Below are 19252 nucleotides of genomic sequence, written 5' to 3'. Positions count from 1 at the left end.
TTTGTTCATGTCGTCTACCGCACTCAGTCAGATCTCTTCTCCCCGCCAGACGCCGCTCTTTTTTCGTCTGGATATGCACAGCCAACGGCTGGTCGCACTGACCGACGTGATGCAGACACCGCTCTATTGGCTCGATGAGCCCAGAGCCCCCTGGCCAGCCCAGCTTCCCGACGCCCTGCGCCACCCCATCGAACAGCTGCTGGCCAATGGCCAGGGGGGCAAGATCTCCCTGCGCTTTGCCGAGCAGCAGTGGCACATCGCCATCGCCCATGAACAAAATGACTTCTGGCTGATCTGCCTGCAGCATCAGCGCCAGCTTCCGGTGGCCGATCTTGCCCTGCAACTGCCGCGGCTGAGCCAGATGGCAAGCCAGCAACAGTATGCGCCGCTGCTGGAGACGCTGAAAGAGACATTGGGGGCCGATCGACTCATTCTCTGGCACTACCAGGCCAATGGCGAGCTGGGGGGTGAACAGCTCAGCCCGGTGTTTACCCTGGGGGTAGAGAGCCTCTATCCGATCCGGGGTGACAGTCGCTACATTCGCGCCCTGCGCACCCGCAAATCCTTGAGTTTTTCCGAAGCAGCCCACCAGCCGATGCTGAGCCAGCACCTCTATCTGACCAGCGCCGGCGTCCGCTCACGCCTCGATTGCGCCCTGCTTGAGCAGGACAAGCTGTTTGGTGTCCTCAGCCTCGAATACCTGGAGCCGACCCCCATCAGCGACGAGATGCTGCAACTGGTGCGCCACAGCGCCCAGCTGCTTGGCCACTGGCAGCCAGGAGACGAATCCCATGACGACGAGCCAACCTTGCCCGCCGAGCTGCACCGGCTGACCGGCATCGACTATTGCAAGACCCTGGTGCAGTGGGCCATGACCATCAGCGGGGCCCGTATCGGCCTCATCGGTGAGTACCAGCCCCGCGGCCAGGAGCTCTGGATCATCCCCCGCTGCGTCTTTCATGAGCAAACCTTCTCCACCCTCAAGCCCATCCAGATGGATCCGGGGCCGGGCAGGGAGCTCTTTGAGCACGGTCAGGCCCTTTATGTGGAAGATCTTCCCCTGCGCTATCCCAATGCCACCAAGCTGCTGGCCACCAATGCCAACGCCTATGTCGGCATCCCCCTGCACGGGGCCGACGGCACCATCATGGGTCACCTCTCCCTGCTGCTCGATGCGCCGCTGGTCGATCCCGAGCCCCTGCTCGATCAGCTGAGCAGCCAGCACGAGCGGGCCGCCATCGAGCTGCGCCGACTCGCCGCCGACGATGCGCTGCGCCTGGCCGAAGTGGCCTTCAATACCCATGACGGCCTGGTGGTGATGGATCACCATGGCATCGTGCTCAAGGTCAATCTCTCCTTCAGCCGGATCACCGGCTTTAGCGAGGTGGAGGTGATTGGTCACTCCATTCGCCAGCTGCGCCCCACCTACTATGGGGACGATCTCAAAGAGGTGGTGCGGCGTGCGGTCACCGAACAGGAGTTTTGGCTCGGCGAAGAGCAGTGCCTGCACAAGGATGGCCACCTCTTTCCGGTGCGCCTGATGGTGAGCGGCGTCAAGGATGGACAGGGGGAGATCAGCCACTTCATCTGCAGCTTCTACGACATCACCCAGGAGAAGGAGGCTGCCAGACATATCGAGCAGCTCGCCTACTACGACGATCTGAGTGGTCTCTACAATCGCCGCAGTCTCAACGATGCGCTGCAGCGCACCCTGGGTGAATCCAGCGGCCAGTGGGGTGCCCTCTTGCTGGTGGATCTCGATAACTTCAAGTCGATCAACGACTCCCTCGGCCACGCCTGCGGCGATCAGCTACTGCAGGCGGTGGTGCGCCGTTTTCGGGAGTTGCCCCAGGACAACCTGATCCAGGCCCGCATCTCCGGAGACGAATTCGCCCTGCTGTTTACCCAGCTGGGGCAAGGAGAGGTCACCGCCAAGATCCTGGCGGAACACTTCGCCCGCGAGTTGATGGGGCTGTTTCGTACCCCGTTCGACATCGGCGATCACAAGCTGCACTGCAGCGCCTCTGTGGGGATCAGCCTCTTTACCAGCAACGGCATGGATCACCTGACCCTGATGCAGCAGGCCGATACCGCCACCCACATGGCCAAGCGTACCGGCCAGGGCAGCTACGTTTTCTTCAGCGAGGCGATGGCCCAGCAGGAGAAAAACCGCCTGACCCTGACCAACCAGCTGCGCGATGCCCTGCGCCACCATGAGCTGCTGCTGCACTACCAGCCCCAGTACCGGGTCGACAACGGCAGCCTCTCCGGCATCGAGGCCCTGCTGCGCTGGCAGCGCAGCGATGGCACCATGGTGCCGCCGGGGGAGTTCATCCCCATCGCCGAGGAGACCAGCCTCATCCTGGAGATCGGCTACTGGGTGATGAAAACCGCCTGCGCCCAATACAGCTTCTGGCTCAACCAGGGGCTCCAGATCCCTCACCTCTCGGTCAACGTCAGCGCCCGCCAGTTCCACACCCAGGGCTTCGTGCAGCAGGTGGAGTACATACTGCGCGATACCGGCGTCCCCCCCTCCCGCCTGTTGCTGGAGGTGACCGAATCCGTGGTGCTGGAAAACCGCCGCGAGAGCATTGCCCGGATGCACCAGTTGAAGGAGCTCGGTATCCTGCTCTCCATCGACGACTTTGGCACCGGCTACTCGTCCCTGGCCTATCTGCGCGACCTGCCCGCCGACGAGGTGAAGCTCGACAGAAGCTTCATCCAGACCCTGGTGCACAGCGAGCAGGACAAGGCCATCGTCAAGGCGATCCTGGATCTGGCCCAGGTGTTCCGTTTCACCGTGACGGCGGAAGGGGTCGAGGATGAGGCCCAGCTGGCCATTCTCAAGGAGCTTGGTTGCCAGCACTACCAGGGCTTCCTCACTTGTCGTCCGCTCCCCGTCAGGGCACTCGAACAACTGCTCGGCGGCCATCCGGCAGACTAAAGGTGTAGGAACAATAAGGATTTATGTAATAAAATAACGGCCTGCGCGAATCGTTGGAGTTGCCTATGTCTGTCACTAACCGGATCCCTGCCGTCGAAATCAGCGAACAAGCCAAGCCCCAGGGGGTCATTGGCCGGATCCATTCCGTTGAAACCTGCGGCACTGTCGATGGTCCGGGAATCCGCTTTATCGTATTCATGCAAGGGTGCCTGATGCGCTGCAAGTACTGCCACAACCGGGACACCTGGGATACCCAGGGTGGCCGTGAGGTGACAGTGCCGGAGTTGATGCAGGACATCACCAGCTACCGCCACTTCATGAATGCCTCCGGCGGCGGTGTGACCGCATCGGGCGGCGAGGCCATGCTGCAACCGGCCTTCATCACCGAGCTCTTCACCGCCTGCAAGGAGAAGGGCATTCACACCTGCCTCGACACCAACGGCTTCGTCCGCCATCTCGACGACCAGGTCGATGCCCTGCTCGACCAGACCGATCTGGTGCTGCTCGATATCAAGCAGATCAATGACGAGAAACACATTCCCCTGACCCACGTCAGCAATAAATACACCCTGGAGTTTGCCCGTCACCTGGCCGCCAGGGGCAAGACCATGTGGATCCGCTACGTCGTCGTCCCCACCTGGAGCGACGACGACGAGAGCGCCGATGAGCTGGGCAAGTTCATTGCCGAGCTGGGCGAGAGCGTCGAGAAGGTGGAGCTGCTGCCCTACCACGAACTCGGCAAACACAAGTGGGACGTGCTGGGAGATCCTTACGAGCTGAGCGGTATCAAGCCCCCCAGCAAGGAGACCATGGACAGGGTCAAGGCCATCATCGGCAAGTATCACCCCAACGTGAAATATTGATGCCAACGGCAGGCTGGATCATCAGCCTGCTTCAGGCCCGGGCGGCAGGGAGTGCGCTGCCCGGCAACTTCTCCAGGCAATGGACGCCCCCATGAGTGAAGGACAACTCGCCGCCCTGCTGATCTGGCTGTTGCTATTGGTGTTCAGCCTGCGCCGCCCTCTGTGGCAAACCCTCCATGACAATCCCCTTTACCAGCATCTGCTGCTGGGCAGCGCCATCGCCCTGATCCCGCTCTGGTATTTGCGCGCCGGCCTGCACGAGGGGCTGGAGGTCCACTTTCTCGGCCTCACCACCCTCACCCTGCTGCTGGGCTGGCGGTTGGCCCTGCTCGCACCTTGTCTGACCCTGCTGGTGCTCGGTTATTTCGGCGTCACCAACCTGGCGGATTTTGGCTGGCAGGCCCTCATCGGCATCGGCTTGCCGGTGGCCACCAGCTGGCTGCTGTTTCTGGCGAGCTGGGCCTGGCTGCCCCGCCATCTGTTCGTCTATCTCTTCGTCGCGGCCTTTCTCGGCGGCGCCGTCACCATCTCGGTCAAGGTGGTAGCCAGCGCTTTGTTGATGGGAGTGAGCGGCACCTATCCCTGGCATACCATCAGTGCCGACTATCTTTCCATCTGGCCACTCCTGCTGTTTCCGGAGGCCCTGCTCAACGGCATGGCGATGACGGTGCTGGCCATCTATCGCCCCCACTGGGTCAACACCTTTTTCGACCGTACCTATCTGGGGCGCTGAGTCTACTCTCGCCAGCCCAAACAGAACCCTATATAAATGGAGACAGCGCCATCGATGCCTGTCCGGATCACCCGTGCTCACTACCCGGCTCAACGTTGCATGAAAAAGGAACTTGTATGAAACGACTCGACTCGCTGTGGTCCCTGTGTCTGCTGTTCACCGCCACCAGCCAGGCTGGCGGCCTCTACCTCTATGAAACGGGCACGGATGATGTCGGCCTCGCCTCGGCAGGCATGGCCGCGCGGGCACAGGATGCCACGGTGCAGTTCATGAATCCGGCTGGCCTCAGCCGCCTGCAGGGGCGCCATCTCACCATGGGTGGCCAGGCGCTCTACGGGGACGTGCCCTACGATCTGGCGGACGCTTCCCAGCAAGATGTCGATACCGTGGTGGGCTGGTTTCCCTCTGCCTCCCTCTACTACAGCCAGCAGATCGACGACCGCTGGACCCTGGGCTTCGCCACCTACGGTAACTTCGGCCTGGGGCTCGACTTTGGCGGTTGGGCCGGGCAACAGCTGGTGAAGGAGGCCACACTGATGGCGCTGACGATGCAACCCTCCGTCGCCTACCGGATCGACGAGCACTGGTCCCTCGGAGCGGCAGTGGGTCTCAACTACGGACTGTTCGCCCTCAAGCGCGAGACAGACCACGGCGAGAGCAAGCTCGACGACAGCGACTGGGCCATCAATGGCAAGGTTGGCGTGCTCTATGAGCTCACCCCGGCGACCCGCTTTGGCCTCGGCTACAGCAGCGAAATCAAGTATCACTTTGACGTCCAGACCCAGATCACCCTGCAAAGGCCCAACATGCCCGGGATCTCGGCCCAGCTGCCCATCTCCGGCATGGTCAACAGCCCGCAGCAGCTGATGCTGAGCGGCTACCACGAACTCGCTCCCGACTGGGCCCTGATGGGCAATCTGGGCTGGCAGGACTGGAGCCGCTACAACGGCAACGACGTGAGCATCGTCGGCGTCAGCAAGGGGAACAAGGGGCTCTTCCAGGATACCTATCACGTGGCCGTGGGGCTGCAGCACACCCTGACACCCCAGTGGGTGCTTAATGGCGGGCTGGCCTATGACAGCAGCGTTTACAAGGATCAGGACAAGACCTCCCTGACCATTCCGAGCGGCGCCGCCGTCCGGATCGGGTTCGGGGCCAGATATGCCCTCAATCCCAGGGAGAGCATAGGGGCCGCCATGGAGTACATCGATCAGGAGAGCGCCAACGTCCAGGCGGACTACCTATCAGGCAGCTACGACAACCCCAGCTTCTATTTCTTCGCAGTCAACTACAGCAAGCAGTTCTGACAAGAGGCACGATCGAGGGGCAAGAAGCCCCTTTCTCTTGTCACCCGCCATGTACGCCGGGGCCGGCTTCTTTCGCTGGCCCCGCCACAAGCCCGGCTCATCGTTCCAATCAACATGAACAAGATGGCAGAGCGGTGCGGTCGAAGAGGCATTGCCCGGCGTTATCGACCAAACCGGGCGTCAAGAAAGGAGTAGAGAAGCATGCGGCCAGAAGATAAGGCTGACCGCAGATTGGCAGGGAGTGCGCCTCAGCGCATGTAACCACCCTGGGTGAGGATCCCGTAGGCGACATAGTTATATCCCAGCAGCTCGATCCCCTCCTGCAGCGCGGTTTTGAAATCGAAGCCACTGTCCATGCCCAGCAGATCGTTCCAGATGAGGGAGCCGCTGCCAAACACGCGGCTGAAGACGGCGACCAGCAGCAGCCCAAAGAGCGTGAACAGCGCGCTTCTGTGCCGGACAAACTGAACACCACCGCTTAGTAGGGTGTCACGCCCGTGACGCCAGGTATGCACCAGGGTCAGGCTGGCCAACAGCAGGGCCGGATATAGCCAGAAGCCGTGCCACACCCTGTCGAAGTAGACGTCAAGTTCGCGGATCAGCAGGCAACCAAAGAAACCGGCGAGCAACCAGAGAAAGGCGCGTACCGCCGGTATGGACCGCCCTTTCCAGTACAGGCCGATGACGATGGAGAAGAGCACTCCCTCCTGCAGCAGCTCGGTGATGGAGTCCTCCCCGACCCCGTTGTGCAACCAGTGCAGATCGAGCACAACCGTCACGGCCGGCACCAGGGTCAGAACCAGGAGAAACAACACGTCGCAGGCGGCGCGCAGCAGGATGCTCAGGGGGCCGGTCAGGCCGAGAAAAGGGATGTTTTGGCAAGAGGTCGTATTCATGATCGTGCCTCGTCGATGGTTACAAGATGGGTAGGACCCGGCAGACGCCGGGTCCTGGTCGCTGTCAGTGCAGCTTCAGGGTCGGGCGCAGTACCCGGTTGATGCGGCCCACCAGCATGATGAGACCGGTTTTGATGTAGCCGTGCAGGGCAATCTGGTGCATCCGGTAGAGGGAGATGTAAACCAGACGGGCGATGTAGCCCTCCACCATCATGGAGCCACGCATCAGGTTGCCCATCAGGCTGCCCACGGTGGAGAAGCGGCTCAGCGACACCAGAGAGCCGTGGTCGTGGTAGAGGTAGGGCTTGAGCTCGCCGCCATTCATCTTGGCCAGGATGTTCTTGAACGCCTGGGTCGCCATCTGGTGGGCAGACTGGGCGCGCGGCGGCACGAACTTGCCATCCGGCTGCGGACAGGCGGCGCAGTCACCGATGACAAAGATATTCTCGTCACGGGTGGTCTGCAGGGTCTCTTTCACCACCAGCTGGTTGATGCGGTTGGTCTCAAGACCAGCGATATCCTTCATGAAATCCGGCGCCTTGATGCCGGCCGCCCACACCATGAGGTCTGCTTCAATGAGCTCGCCATCCTTGGTGTGCAGACCATCGCTGGTCGCCTCGGTGATCATGGTGGCGGTGCGCACGTCCACGCCCAGCTTGACCAGCTCCTGATGGGCGGCACCACTGATGCGCTCCGGCAGGGCCGGCAGGATGCGGGGGCCCGCTTCCACCAGAGTGACCTTGAGGCTGTCGGTGGTGAGGTTCTTGAAGCCGTAGGCGTAGAGCTGCTCCACCGCGTTGTAGAGCTCGGCAGAGAGCTCGACGCCAGTAGCGCCGCCACCCACGATGGCGATCTTCACCTTGTCGCCCGGCTGGTATTCGGTGGCGAACTGCAGGAAGCGGTTCATCATGCTGTTGTGGAAACGGTGCGCCTGGGAGGGGCTGTCCAGGAAGATACAGTGATCCTTGATGCCCTTGGTATTGAAATCGTTGGAGACGGAGCCGATGGCCATCACCAGGTAGTCGTAGGGCAGCTCGCGCTCATGGACTACCACTTCGCCATTTTCGTCGTGGATGGGCGCCAGTACGATGCGCTTTTCTTCACGCTTGATATCGGTCAGGGTGCCAAGCTGGAAGTCGAAACCGTGGTTCTTGGCGTGGGACTGGTAGCTCAGGGCATCGATGCCCGCGTCCATGGAGCCGGTGGCCACTTCGTGCAGCAGGGGTTTCCACAGGTGGGTACGGTTGCGATCCACCAGGGTGATCCTGGCCTTGTTCTTCTTGCCCAGCTTGCGGCCCAGACTGGTGGCCAGCTCCAGGCCCCCAGCGCCGCCGCCTACAACGACAATATTCATCATGATGGTTTTCCTCGGTTCCTCAAAACGAAAGGGAGCCTTCGGCTCCCTAAAACGAAATCGGTCGACGTACCGGATCAGGCTTCTTTGAAAGCCTTCATCCGTTGCAGATGGTGCGAGATGTTCTTGAATTTATGGGTCTCGCGCTCATCCCATACGATGTCGTAATAGTTCTTCAATTCACGCTCAGTGTCCCGATTATCTCGCACTTCATCCGCAACGGAAAGGATGCACAGGCAGTTTCCTGAATTTTTCTTACGAAATTCAGTTACACATTTAGTGCCTATGTCCTCGTACTCCTCCGGCCGGTCGATCTTGCCCTGCATGTTCTCTTCCGGGTGCAGATTGGGGTTGAAGATCACCTGACGAATGCCGCACAAAAAGCCGATACGCTCGCTCCAGTAGCCACCGAGCCCTACCCCGCAGATGAGGGGCTTTGGGTCCGAGCTCATGTCGAGCTGCTTCTTCACTTCCTTGAGCAGATGGCTCATGTCGTGACGGGGGTGAACCGTGCTGTAGTGGACGAAACGCACATCATCATCAATAAACTGCAACTGCAGCACTTTCTCATGATTGCCGGGGCTGGTGGCATCAAAGCCATGCAGATAGATGATCATGGATAAGACCTCAAGATCTGTGTCAGTTCTATCGAAACTACCCCGCGCTAGCCTCATGCGCCACCAAAACATCCTGCTTTCTTGCTTTGGATCACGCCAGATGCCCCCGCTGGCAGGGGTCACGACCCCAGTGATGGCGCGGCTGGCACACATTCTCTATCAAACTGAGAGGGCGCGGCCGAATAATGATAACCCGGCTACCAATCTGAGATCGCCGCCCGACCTGGAAACAGCGCCAACCCGGCATCCTGGTCGCCAGGATGTGACCCGCTCCGCAAAACGGCCCTCTTTCCCCCTGCCCTGCGCCTCTTGATAACCAAGCGAGCACGCTTTGTGCACTCCCTCTGGCCACGACTGCGCGGCCCCCTCATCCCCTGTGTCGATGAAAAAGGGCCCTGTCCAGAGACGATCGCAATGACCGGAAGCTTCGGCTTTCACTATCTTGCCCGTGCCTGTCGCCCGGGTTGCAAGGAGTGATGTGTTCATGAACGAGACCAATCCCCCCTCCCCCCAAGCGGGGCAACGCCAGCGCCCGGTCGATGAGGTAGAGCGCATGCTACCGCCGGGTCAGCTCTTCACCCTGGGCCTGCAACACGTGCTGGTGATGTATGCCGGCGCCGTGGCGGTGCCGCTGGTCATCGGTGGTAGTCTGGGGCTGCCCAAGGAGCAGATCTCCTATCTCATCAGTTCGGATCTCTTCTGCTGCGGCATCGTCACCCTGCTCCAGTGCCTCGGCATCGGGCGTTTTGCCGGGATCCGCCTGCCGGTCATCATGTCGGTCACCTTTGCCGCCGTGATGCCCATGCTGGCCATCGGCGCCAACCCGGATCTGGGGCTGACCGGCATCTTCGGCGCCACCATAGCCGCGGGGATCCTTTCAACCTTATTGGTGCCCCTCATCGGCCGTCTGATGCCGCTTTTTCCCACCGTTGTGACCGGGGTGGTCATCACCTCCATCGGGATCAGCATCATGCAGGTGGGGATCGACTGGATGGCCGGGGGCAAGGGCAATCCCGAGTACGGCAGCCTGCGCTACATCGGCACCAGCTTTCTGGTGCTCGCCTTCATCTTGCTGGTGACCCGCTTCACCAAGGGATTTTTCAGCAACATCTCGGTACTGCTCGGCATCCTGTTTGGCTTCGGGGTGGCCATCGCCATGGGCGAGGTGAGCCTGGACGGTCTCAATGACGCGGCCTGGTTTGCCCCCATAGTGCCGTTCGCCTTCGGCTGGCCCACCTTCGACCCCATCTCTATCGCTACCCTGACGGTGATCATGCTCATTACCTTCATCGAGTCGATGGGGATGTTTCTGGCTCTCGGCGACATCGTCGGTCACTCGGCCAGTCGCGGCGACATAGTGCGCGGGTTGAGGGTGGATGGCATAGGCACCATCATAGGCGGCATCTTCAACAGCTTCCCCCACACCTCGTTTTCCCAGAACATCGGGCTGGTGAGCGTGACCGGGGTATCGAGCCGCTGGGTCTGCGTCATGTCGGGGGGGATCCTGCTCGCCTTCGGCCTCATTCCCAAGATGTCGGTGCTGGTCGCCTCCATTCCCCCCTTCGTGCTGGGGGGTGCCGGCATCGTCATGTTCGGCATGGTGCTGGCCACCGGCATCCGCATCCTGGCGCGGGCCGACTACAACAGCAACCGCCACAACCTCTACATCGTCGCCATCAGTTTAGGGGTCGGCATGATCCCCACCGTCTCGGGCCACTTCTTCCAGCACTTCCCCGCCGTCCTGCAGCCGCTGTTTCATAGCGGCATCCTCTTGGCCACCATCAGCTCTGTGCTGCTCAACCTCTTCTTCAACGGCTATCAGCCCGATACCAGCCACCAGACCCGCCCCCTGCTGGTGGGGCCCATCAAGCCCCGACAAGAGCACTCCTGACAAAAAAGCCCCGGACAGCCATGCTGTCCGGGGCTTTTTACCTCTTATGCCTGGCGGTTACACCGCCAGCTGCTCGAAGCGATCCACCGCCGCCGCCACCAGGGCCAGGCTCCCCTGCCAGAAGGCGGGCTCGCGAATATCCTGCCCCAGGTGCTTGGCCACCAGCTCTTCGGCACTCATGCGGCCGGTGTCCCGCAGCAGGGCGCGGTACGCCTCGGCCACATTCGTTTCTCCCGCCCCCTGGCGGCTCATCAGCTGCTGATAAACCCCGAGGCTGAACAGATAGCCAAACAGATAGGGGTAATTGTAAAAACCCAGGCCCGCGATGGAGAAGTGCGCCTTGGCCGCCCAGAACATGGGGTGATAGCGGCACAGGCTCCCCTCATACCAGCGGCCCCAGGCCTCGTCTGTCATCGCCTTGAGCTGCCCGGCCGGCACATAACCCTGCTCGCGCGCGGCCACCAGGGCGCGCTCGAAGTCAAAGCGGGCCGGGATATTGACCAGGAAGGTGGCGGCACCATCGGCCTCGGCCCAGGCGATAGCCAGCTGCTCCTCCGGGCTCTGTGCCTGCTCAAGCAGAGCGCGACGCACCAGGGTCTCGGCGAAGATGGAGGCAGTTTCGGCGAGCGTCATGGGGTAGCCGCGCTGGCTCATGGGCAGATCGCGGATGAGCCAGTTGTGCCAGGCGTGGCCGAGCTCGTGGGCGAGGGTGATGACGTTGTCCATGGTGCCGGCGTAGGTGACGAAAACCCGCGGCTCCACCGGATCGGCAAACTTGGTGCAGTAGGCCCCGGTGCGCCGGTTTGGGGTTGGGGCGGCATCAATCCACCCCTTCTCCGCCATCATACGGGCAAAGTCTCCCATCTCGGGGTCGAAGCGGGCGAACGCCTCGGCGATGATGGCGATCGCCTCCTCGAACGGGATCTCGCGGCTGCTGGCGGCCGGCGGTGGGGCGAACAGATCCTCGGCCCCCATATCCTCAATGCCAAGACGACGGGCCATCAGCCCCAGCGCCCGCTGCCCCAGCCCGCGGGCGAGATAGGTCTGCGCCATAAGCGTATCCAGGGTGGCGCGCTCGATATGGCTCTGGTGACAGGAGAGATCCAGCGCATCGAGCCGGCGCGCATTGCCACGCTGGCGCGAGAGCTCCAGGCGCCAGCCATTGAGGGCGTTGAGGATGGCGGCCACCGTCTCCTCCTCCCCTTTCCAACCAGCGCTGATGGCATCGAAGGCCTCCCGGCGCAGGGCTCGCACCGGGCTCGAGAGCAGGTTGCTCGCCTCGGCCAGCCCCATCTCGCGGCCGTCGATCACCAGCCGGATCTTGCCCACCAGATCGTTGTAGAGGTTGCCCCAGGCGTGCAAGCCGTCGGTGCCCAAGCCGATCACCAGCTGCTCCGCCGCCACCGGCAGGCGCTGATCCTGCAAAAGGCGCTCGTGGCGCAACCGGTACGCCTCCTCCCCGAGCAGGGGATCCTGCATCAGCAGGGTAAACTGCGCCTCCGGCAGCGCCAGCATCAGGTCTTCCACTGGTGCCAGGGTCTTGAACAAGTCGGCGTTGAGGGCGCGGGCGCGGGAGGCCAGCTGCTTGGCGAGCACATCCCGGGCATCCTGGCTGCCCCGACAGGCCGCCAGAATGGCGACGTTCCAGCCGATATTGCGGATGCGCCGGGCGCGCAGGCGCACCTCCCGCAAGAAATCCTGCTGGGCATCGGGCTGCCCTTTCACCTGCTCCAGGGTGCCGATAAAGGTGGTCAGCTGGTCAAGGCTGGTGCGGGCCTGCGCCATGTCCGCCTCAAGCTCGGGGCAGTCGAGGGCGGGATAGATGTGTCGGTTGTCCCACTGCTGGGGGTAAGGTGTTTGCTGCATAAAGAAGATGCCATCAAAATCTGGCGGGCCAGGCCCGCGAAACAAGAGGGCGGCGCAGGGGCCGCCCGTGAAACGTGACGCGCAACAACAGCGTCCTTATTTGGCCGGCTTGAGCTTGCCCACCTGGGTCATCACCACCACCAGCACCAGGCCCACCACCACGCCGGCAAGGGCATTGAGCAGGGTCGGGATCAGGGCAGAGAGCACGGCGCCCAAGGCAGGCAGGGTGGCGACGGCCGCGGCCGTGCCTTCGGTCAGATGATGGGCAAAGGGCAGGCCGTGCATCAGGATGCCGCCCCCCACCATAAACATGGCGATGGTACCGACCAGCGCCAGCAGGTGCATCAGGCGGGGGGCCGTTACCAGCAGCCCCTGCCCCACGCTACGGCGCAGGGCGCTGCCATCGGGCTTTTGCAGCAGATGCAGACCGATGTCGTCGAGCTTGACGATAAGCCCCACCAGGCCGTAGACCCCCACCGTCATCAACAGGGCGATCCCCGCCACCACCGAGAGCTGCAGGGCCAGACTCGCCCCCTGTACGGTGCCGAGGGCGATGACGATGATCTCGGCCGACAGAATGAAGTCGGTGCGAATGGCCCCCTTCACCTTCTGCTGCTCGAAGGCGGCCAGATCATCGGGGATGGGCTCGTCCTGCGTGGCATGTGCCTCTTCGTGGGGCAGAAACTTGTGGACCAGCTTCTCGGCCCCCTCGAAACAGAGATAGGCGCCCCCCAGCATCAACAAGGGGGTGATAAGCCAGGGCACCAGGGCACTGATGGCGATGGCGGCAGGCACCAGGATAAGCTTGTTGCGAAGCGATCCCTTGGCCACCGCCCACACCACCGGCAGCTCCCGCTCGGCCCGCACCCCGGAGACCTGCTCGGCATTGAGGGCGAGATCGTCCCCCAGCACCCCGGCGGTCTTCTTGGCTGCCACCTTGGTCATCAGGGCAACATCATCGAGCACGCTGGCAATATCATCGAGCAGGGCCAACAAACTGGTTCCGGCCATCAGGAATTCCTCATTTCGGGCAAAAGATGTCACAGTGTAACGATAAGCGGCGCCGTCGGCAGCAAGCACGTCGCCCCTTTTGAGCCTTATCCCCCTGATACAAGGAGTCTTTATGCAACCCTGGCAGCCCCTGCTCGATCTCTGGTTTGGCGATGATGCCGACGATGCGGCCCGGGCCAAACGGCAAGCCCCGCTCTGGTGGGGCAAAGACACGGCGACGGATAGCATGCTGGCCAGCCGCTTCGGCGAACTGGCTGAGGCCGCAGCCAACGGCCGACTCGGCGACTGGGCCGAAGTTCCCGCCGGGCGGCTGGCGCTGATCCTGCTGCTCGACCAGTTGCCGCGCAATATCCATCGCGGCACTCCGGCTGCCTTCGCCCAGGATGCCAAGGCCCGAGAGTTCTGTTTGCAGGGATTGGCACAGGGGGCGGATCGGGCCCTCTCGCCGCTGGCCCGGGTCTTTTTCTATCTGCCGCTCGAGCATGCGGAATCCCGTGAGCTGCAGGCCCGCAGCGTGGCACTGTTCGATGCCCTGGCAACGGAGCAGGCGGCAGGGTCCGCCCTCACCACCTTCGCCGGCTTTGCCGACTTTGCCCGCCGCCATCAGCTGATCATCGAGCGCTTCGGCCGCTTCCCTCACCGCAATGCCATCCTGGGCCGCCCCGATAGCGAAGACGAAGCCGCCTTCCTGCAACAACCCGGTTCCGGTTTCTAACCCTCACTTCATAAAAAACGCCAGGGAATCCCCTGGCGTTGTCATGTTCCGATGCTCTAGCCGCGCAGGCGCGCCGCCACCGACGCCACCCGGGCGCCGTAGAGCCGGGCGCTCTCCAGATCCCCGCTCGGGATCGCGTCGGCTCCAGCGTCCGACGGGCCCTGAGCCAGCAACCCCACCGAACCTCCCAGGCTGTTGAGATCGGCCCGGGTGGCCGCCTGAGTGTTGGAGGGCAACTGCCCCAGACTGACCCAGATACCGCCATGCTGGGAGGCCAGGGTCTGCAGGTAGATGAGGGTCACCTGCTTGTCACCGTTGAGGCTGGCGCTGACGGTAAAGCCACCAAATACCTTGTCCTGCCAGGCGTGGGTAAACCAGGCCTTGGAACTGGCGTCGGCGAACTTCTTGAACTGCCAGGGCACGCCGCCCATGTAGGTTGGGGCGCCGAAGATGATGGCATCGGCAGCGTCCAGCGCGGCGAACGCTTCAGCAGAGATCTCCCCCTGCTCATCGATGACGACTGACTCGGCGCCGGCGCCCAGCGCCACCTCTTCGGCCACACGGCGGGTGTGCCCATAACCGGAAAAATAGACCACGACTGTCTTGGCCATCTGCTCTCTCCTTGCGAGTGCGAACTGCATGCTGCAGAAAAAGGCGGCCCCGGGATGGAGCCGTCATCAAGGAAGATGGTATCTTTAAGAAACCTGGTCGCCAATGAGTGGCGCCAAGGTGCCCTGGTTACCCGGAGGAAACCATGTCCGATTACAACGTCTACTCCCGCCACTGCCCTGCCCGCCTCTTCTTCGACCGGCTGGCCGAGCGCTGGGTACTGCTCATCATCGGCCTGCTGCGCCAGCAACCGACCCTGCGCTTCAACGAGATCAAGCGGGAGGTTGATGGCATCTCCCAGAAGGTGCTGTCGCAAAAGCTCAAGCTGCTCGAGCGAGACGGCCTGGTGGCGCGGGAGGTTTACCCCTCGATGCCGGTGCGAGTCGAGTACCGCCTCACCGAGCTCGGTCGCTCTTACGCCGACACCATAGAGCAGGTCTCCCAGTGGGCCCAGCAGCATGTCGAAACCCTGCTGGCGGCCCAGCTGCGTTTCGACGAAACCCAGGCAGCCGAGGAAGAGGAGCGCGCCCGGCCGCCCCTGCGCTTCCTCTCCCCGCTCAACAAACCCGCCAATCCCGGGAATAACAAGAACGGCGACTGACGGTCGGCCAGGCGCCAATAAAAAATCCCCGTCATGACGGGGATTTTTTATTGGGCCAGGGGCCAACGCCAGCGATCTGCCTGGAGCAGACTCACACCTTGACGGGTTCGCTTTCCCCTTGCACCACTGTCTCGCCCAGACTGTCCTCGGTCTTGGCTACCACGCTCGCGGCGATGGCGTTGCCCAACACGTTGGTGGCAGAGCGCCCCATGTCGAGGAAGTGGTCGATCCCCAGCAGCAGCAAGACGCCGGCTTCGGGAATATGGAACTGGTTCAGGGTGGCGGCAATCACCACCAGGGAGGCGCGCGGCACCCCGGCCATCCCCTTGGAGGTGACCATCAGCAGCAGCAGCATGGTGATCTGCTGGGCCATGGAGAGCTCGATGCCATAGGCCTGGGCGATGAACATCACCGCGAAGGTGCAGTACATCATGGAGCCATCCAGGTTGAAGGAGTAACCCATGGGCAGCACGAAGCTGGCGATGCGCTTGTCACATCCGAATTTTTCCAGCCGATCCAGAGTCTTGGGATAGGCCGCCTCGGAGCTCGCGGTGGAAAATGCCAGCAGGATGGGTTCGCGGATCATGGCCAGCAGCTTGAGCACCCGCTCGCGCAGGAACAGGCTGCCCATGGCGACCAGCAGCAACCAGAGACAGCCCAGGGCCAGATAGAACTGGGCCATGAAGCTGCCGTAGGTCAGCAGGATGCCGAGCCCCTCCTTGGCCACCATGGCGGAGATGGCACCGAACACGGCAAACGGCGCGAAGTTCATCACGTAGCCGGTGACCTTCAGCATGATCTCCGCCGCGCTGGCCATCAGCACGACCACCGGCTTGGCCAGATCCCCGAGGGCGGCAGCGGCCAGCCCGAAGAAGAGGGAGAACACCACGATCTGCAGGATCTCGTTGGTGGCCATGGCTTCCACCACGCTCTTGGGAATGGCGTGGGTGACAAAGTCTTTCAGGGTGATGGCGCCCACCGCAATGCCGGAGCTGGCGGTGTCATCGGGCAGGGAGAGGGAGAGGCCGACGCCCGGTTGCAACAGAGTCACCATCACCAGCCCCAGGCTCAGGGACATCAGGGAGGCCAGCATGAACCAGCCCAGGGTCTTGGCACCGATGCGGCCCACGGTGCGGGTATCGCCCATCTTGGCGATGCCGACCACCAGGGTGCTGAAGACCAGGGGGGCGATGATCATCTTGATCAGTCGCAGGAAGATATCGGTAAGAATCGTGATGTTGCTGGCGAAATCCGCCGCCTGATCGGCGGCAAACAGACGATAACCCTGACCGGTGAGGATGCCAAACATCATCGAAATGAGGATGGCGACCGTCAGCTTATTCATTTTCATGGGGGTTTCTCGATAGAGAGTGATACAAGCCTTCATCAGTGGCAGTGGGTGCCACTAAAGTCCGTTTTTGTGATCCGACCCGTTGACTCCGGATAGTCGGTATGCTGGGAGCATGCCTAAAAGCGAGGGGTAAATCCAGAGTCTGGCTCCGGAATTTTATGCTACTGCCAGGTGTATATTATCTACATCTTGCCGAACCATCATATTAATCGCTGTTTATTTCTATGTTTGCGAGATATTTAGCCGATAGACTGTTTTTGCCCGTCGCCTCATTGTCGAGGGTAAACACCAGCAGGGCCGAGGTGGTGTGCTGGACATGCATCTCATCGAGAAAGGGATCCGGCTCATCCTCGTCGAAGCCGAAGACGGGGCGCGAGGGGGTCACCCGGATGGCGTCCCGGCTGATCGTCAGCTCATCCACCCGCAACCACCGATAGCCTTCGGCCAGCGCCATCTCCCCTGCCCGCTTGAGCACGTACTTGCGAGCCGTCTCCCTGTCCACCAGATCGTTGCCGACAAACTCCAACTGCCAGGTGGTGGGGCCAAGCCGGGTCTGGGAAAAACCGGTCTGTCCGTTCCAGAAGGATTTTTCACTGTGATAGGAGGTGGCGCAGCCGCCGAGCAGCAGCGTCGCCAGCAACAGCCACCGGACAGGGGCGAGGATGGATGCAGACAAGAGAGGCCTCCGGCACAAGGCTGATGGAAAGACGCCGTTACTAGAGCACAGGCCGGCGAGCGAGACAATCACCGAGCGCGAGGCCAGCAAGGGGAATACCGGAAAAAGAAAAAGGCCTTGTCACAAGACAAGGCCTTTATTCGGGGAATGATGGTCGGCGTGAGAGGATTTGAACCTCCGACCCCTGACACCCCATGACAGTGCGCTACCTGGCTGCGCTACACGCCGACGAAGTCAGTCTGAGCTGACGGGGGCTGAGTTTATGGAGATGCTCCCCCCCTGTCAACAAAGAAACCGCCACAACGATGCGTTCGCCTGCTTTGCGAGCAATCTGCGCTCAAAGCGCCGCCATCAGCCCATTATCTGCCCGCTTGCAGGGCTCAAAGGCCAATAGATCCTACCATTGCCTTGCTCGCGTCCCCTCATCAACCAGCTCAGCGGTTGAAGGTCAGCCGCTTGCCCAGCACCTGATCGCTGACCTGGCCGTTTTGCCAAGCTATTTGGCCATTCACCAAGGTCATCTCCACCGTGCTGTGGAAGCGATAGCCGTTGAACGGTGACCAGCCGCAGTGGTAGAGGATGTTGTCATCGTTGACCACGTAGGGCTTGCCCAGATCCAGCAGCACCAGATCGGCGAAGTAACCCTCGCGGATATAGCCGCGATCCTGCACCTGGAAGCGCTCGGCCACTGCGTGGGAAGTCTTCTTGACGATGGTTTCCAGGGTGAAGACACCGTTGTGGTAGAGCTCCAGCAGCGCCAGCAGGGAGTGCTGCACCAGGGGAATACCGGACGGCGCCTTGAAGTAGCTGTTCTGCTTCTCTTCCCAGGTGTGGGGAGCATGGTCGGTGGCGATGATGTCCAGCACGTCGTTGCGCACCGCATCGAGCAGGGCCCGCTGATCCGCGGCGCTCTTCACCGCCGGGTTGCACTTGATCTGGCTGCCCAGGGTCTCGTAATCGGCGTCGTTGAAGAAGAGGTGGTGAACACACACCTCGGCGGTGATGTTCTTGTCTTTCAGCTCGCTCAGGTCGTGGCTGGCGGTAAAGAGCGACAGCTCCTTGGCGGTGGTGAGGTGCAGCACGTGCAGTTTGGCGCCATATTTTTTCGCCAGCGCCACCGCCATGCTGGAGGACTTGTAGCACGCCTCGTCGCTGCGAATGCGACCATGCTCACCCATCGGCACATTTTCGCCCCACTTGGCCCGCGCCGCCTCTTCGGCCTGGGCGATGGTCGGGGTGTCTTCGCAGTGGGTGACGATCATCACCGGACTCTCGCGGAAAATCGCCGCCAGGGTCTCCTGGTTGTCCACCAGCATGTTGCCGGTGGAGGAACCCATAAACACCTTGACCCCGCAGGACTGCCTGGGATCGAGGCGCTTGATTTCGCTCAGGTTGTCATTGGTGGCGCCGAGGTAGAAGCTGTAGTTGGCAACGGAGGCGTTGGCGGCTATCTGGTATTTGGCTTCGAGGGCTTCGAGGGTGGTGGTCTGGGGATTGACGTTGGGCATTTCCATGAAACTGGTGGTGCCACCGGCGACGGCTGCCCGGGATTCGCTGGCGATGGTCCCCTTGTGGGTCAGCCCCGGCTCCCGGAAGTGGACCTGATCATCGATCATTCCCGGGATGAGGTGACGGCCCGCGGCATCGATGACCAGCGCGTCGGGAGCCTCGATCTGCGGGGCGATGCGGGCAATCCTTTCCCCCTCGATCAACACGTCGGATGCATAGATGCGGCCTTCGTTGACCAGGGTGGCATTCTTGATAAGCAGTTTGTTCATGGGGGGTTCCAGTTCCTTTGCCGATAATCGCGGGTCATAA

General features: G+C 61.9%; 16 protein-coding genes and 1 tRNA gene. 7 read left to right on the top strand and 10 right to left on the bottom strand.

Features of this window, described 5'->3' with window-relative positions; translation table 11 throughout:
* The first annotated feature begins 7 nt into the window (after positions 1–7).
* From BN1123_RS04160 to BN1123_RS04145, 4 genes are all read left to right on the top strand, one after another.
* Positions 8–2944: a sensor domain-containing phosphodiesterase gene (locus BN1123_RS04160; protein WP_042025509.1), complete on the top strand. Its 2937-nt coding sequence runs from the start codon at positions 8–10 to the stop codon at positions 2942–2944.
* Positions 2945–3009: 65 nt separating this feature from the next.
* Entirely contained in the window at positions 3010–3807 is a 798-nt protein-coding gene (gene pflA, locus BN1123_RS04155; RefSeq protein ID WP_026458147.1) for a pyruvate formate lyase 1-activating protein, read from the top strand.
* Between the two features lie 91 nt (positions 3808–3898).
* Positions 3899–4540 (top strand): energy-coupling factor ABC transporter permease, encoded by a 642-nt coding sequence (locus BN1123_RS04150; protein WP_042025555.1) that lies wholly within the window; start codon positions 3899–3901, stop codon positions 4538–4540.
* Positions 4541–4656: 116 nt separating this feature from the next.
* The gene (locus tag BN1123_RS04145) at positions 4657–5847 is read left to right on the top strand and encodes an OmpP1/FadL family transporter (RefSeq protein WP_042025507.1); all 1191 of its coding nucleotides are present in this window, start codon (positions 4657–4659) and stop codon (positions 5845–5847) included.
* Positions 5848–6095: 248 nt separating this feature from the next.
* Here the strand turns inward: BN1123_RS04145 and BN1123_RS04140 are convergent, their stop codons facing one another.
* The 3 genes from BN1123_RS04140 to ycfP form a co-directional block, all read right to left on the bottom strand.
* Positions 6096–6743, bottom strand: a complete 648-nt coding sequence (locus tag BN1123_RS04140) for a hypothetical protein (protein WP_052449240.1) — start codon at positions 6741–6743, stop codon at positions 6096–6098.
* 64 nt (positions 6744–6807) lie between these two features.
* Positions 6808–8100, bottom strand: a complete 1293-nt coding sequence (locus BN1123_RS04135; RefSeq protein ID WP_042025506.1) for an NAD(P)/FAD-dependent oxidoreductase — start codon at positions 8098–8100, stop codon at positions 6808–6810.
* Between the two features lie 74 nt (positions 8101–8174).
* Positions 8175–8714, bottom strand: a complete 540-nt coding sequence (ycfP, locus tag BN1123_RS04130; protein WP_026457291.1) for an alpha/beta hydrolase YcfP — start codon at positions 8712–8714, stop codon at positions 8175–8177.
* A 484-nt stretch (positions 8715–9198) separates the two neighbouring features.
* Between ycfP and BN1123_RS04125 the strand changes: the two genes are divergently transcribed.
* Positions 9199–10605, top strand: coding sequence for a nucleobase:cation symporter-2 family protein (locus tag BN1123_RS04125; RefSeq protein ID WP_042025505.1), 1407 nt, complete (start codon positions 9199–9201; stop codon positions 10603–10605).
* A 57-nt stretch (positions 10606–10662) separates the two neighbouring features.
* Here BN1123_RS04125 and BN1123_RS04120 read toward each other — a convergent pair whose 3' ends face one another.
* On the bottom strand, positions 10663–12471 hold the full coding sequence (locus BN1123_RS04120; RefSeq protein ID WP_042025504.1) for a M3 family oligoendopeptidase: 1809 nt from the start codon (positions 12469–12471) through the stop codon (positions 10663–10665).
* A 96-nt stretch (positions 12472–12567) separates the two neighbouring features.
* Positions 12568–13482 (bottom strand): DUF808 domain-containing protein, encoded by a 915-nt coding sequence (locus BN1123_RS04115; protein WP_042025503.1) that lies wholly within the window; start codon positions 13480–13482, stop codon positions 12568–12570.
* Between the two features lie 112 nt (positions 13483–13594).
* Between BN1123_RS04115 and BN1123_RS04110 the strand changes: the two genes are divergently transcribed.
* The gene (locus BN1123_RS04110; RefSeq protein ID WP_042025502.1) at positions 13595–14197 is read left to right on the top strand and encodes a DUF924 family protein; all 603 of its coding nucleotides are present in this window, start codon (positions 13595–13597) and stop codon (positions 14195–14197) included.
* Between the two features lie 56 nt (positions 14198–14253).
* Here BN1123_RS04110 and BN1123_RS04105 read toward each other — a convergent pair whose 3' ends face one another.
* A complete protein-coding gene (locus BN1123_RS04105) occupies positions 14254–14808 on the bottom strand; it encodes a flavodoxin family protein (RefSeq protein WP_042025501.1) in 555 nt (184 codons plus the stop codon).
* Positions 14809–14951: 143 nt separating this feature from the next.
* On the opposite strand from BN1123_RS04105, the gene BN1123_RS04100 reads away from it, so the two are divergent.
* Positions 14952–15407: a winged helix-turn-helix transcriptional regulator gene (locus BN1123_RS04100; RefSeq protein ID WP_082037457.1), complete on the top strand. Its 456-nt coding sequence runs from the start codon at positions 14952–14954 to the stop codon at positions 15405–15407.
* 91 nt (positions 15408–15498) lie between these two features.
* Here BN1123_RS04100 and BN1123_RS04095 read toward each other — a convergent pair whose 3' ends face one another.
* The 4 genes from BN1123_RS04095 to BN1123_RS04080 all read right to left on the bottom strand — a co-directional run bounded on the left by BN1123_RS04095 (position 15499) and on the right by BN1123_RS04080 (position 19212).
* Positions 15499–16758, bottom strand: coding sequence for a dicarboxylate/amino acid:cation symporter (locus tag BN1123_RS04095; protein ID WP_042025500.1), 1260 nt, complete (start codon positions 16756–16758; stop codon positions 15499–15501).
* A 205-nt stretch (positions 16759–16963) separates the two neighbouring features.
* On the bottom strand, positions 16964–17434 hold the full coding sequence (locus BN1123_RS04090; protein ID WP_042025499.1) for a CC0125/CC1285 family lipoprotein: 471 nt from the start codon (positions 17432–17434) through the stop codon (positions 16964–16966).
* Positions 17435–17585: 151 nt separating this feature from the next.
* Positions 17586–17662 (bottom strand) — tRNA-Pro (locus BN1123_RS04085).
* A 206-nt stretch (positions 17663–17868) separates the two neighbouring features.
* The gene (locus BN1123_RS04080) at positions 17869–19212 is read right to left on the bottom strand and encodes a dihydroorotase (protein WP_042025498.1); all 1344 of its coding nucleotides are present in this window, start codon (positions 19210–19212) and stop codon (positions 17869–17871) included.
* Positions 19213–19252: the final 40 nt, after the last annotated feature.

Origin of the sequence: Aeromonas enteropelogenes (assembly GCF_000819845.1) — a bacterium.
Classification (GTDB): Bacteria; Pseudomonadota; Gammaproteobacteria; order Enterobacterales; family Aeromonadaceae; genus Aeromonas; species Aeromonas enteropelogenes.
The sequence above is the reverse complement of the archived record's forward strand: the minus strand, read 5'-3'. Positions and strand labels throughout refer to the sequence as shown.

Excerpts from the sequence above, each read along its gene's own strand:
- BN1123_RS04160 (WP_042025509.1), top strand. The coding sequence starts at position 8 with ATGTCGTCTACCGCACTCAGTCAGATCTCTTCTCCCCGCCAGACGCCG.
- pflA (WP_026458147.1), top strand. The coding sequence starts at position 3,010 with ATGTCTGTCACTAACCGGATCCCTGCCGTCGAAATCAGCGAACAAGCC.
- BN1123_RS04150 (WP_042025555.1), top strand. The coding sequence starts at position 3,899 with ATGAGTGAAGGACAACTCGCCGCCCTGCTGATCTGGCTGTTGCTATTG.
- BN1123_RS04145 (WP_042025507.1), top strand. The coding sequence starts at position 4,657 with ATGAAACGACTCGACTCGCTGTGGTCCCTGTGTCTGCTGTTCACCGCC.
- BN1123_RS04140 (WP_052449240.1), bottom strand. The coding sequence starts at position 6,743 with ATGAATACGACCTCTTGCCAAAACATCCCTTTTCTCGGCCTGACCGGC.
- BN1123_RS04135 (WP_042025506.1), bottom strand. The coding sequence starts at position 8,100 with ATGATGAATATTGTCGTTGTAGGCGGCGGCGCTGGGGGCCTGGAGCTG.
- ycfP (WP_026457291.1), bottom strand. The coding sequence starts at position 8,714 with ATGATCATCTATCTGCATGGCTTTGATGCCACCAGCCCCGGCAATCAT.
- BN1123_RS04125 (WP_042025505.1), top strand. The coding sequence starts at position 9,199 with ATGAACGAGACCAATCCCCCCTCCCCCCAAGCGGGGCAACGCCAGCGC.
- BN1123_RS04120 (WP_042025504.1), bottom strand. The coding sequence starts at position 12,471 with ATGCAGCAAACACCTTACCCCCAGCAGTGGGACAACCGACACATCTAT.
- BN1123_RS04115 (WP_042025503.1), bottom strand. The coding sequence starts at position 13,482 with ATGGCCGGAACCAGTTTGTTGGCCCTGCTCGATGATATTGCCAGCGTG.
- BN1123_RS04110 (WP_042025502.1), top strand. The coding sequence starts at position 13,595 with ATGCAACCCTGGCAGCCCCTGCTCGATCTCTGGTTTGGCGATGATGCC.
- BN1123_RS04105 (WP_042025501.1), bottom strand. The coding sequence starts at position 14,808 with ATGGCCAAGACAGTCGTGGTCTATTTTTCCGGTTATGGGCACACCCGC.
- BN1123_RS04100 (WP_082037457.1), top strand. The coding sequence starts at position 14,952 with ATGTCCGATTACAACGTCTACTCCCGCCACTGCCCTGCCCGCCTCTTC.
- BN1123_RS04095 (WP_042025500.1), bottom strand. The coding sequence starts at position 16,758 with ATGAAAATGAATAAGCTGACGGTCGCCATCCTCATTTCGATGATGTTT.
- BN1123_RS04080 (WP_042025498.1), bottom strand. The coding sequence starts at position 19,212 with ATGAACAAACTGCTTATCAAGAATGCCACCCTGGTCAACGAAGGCCGC.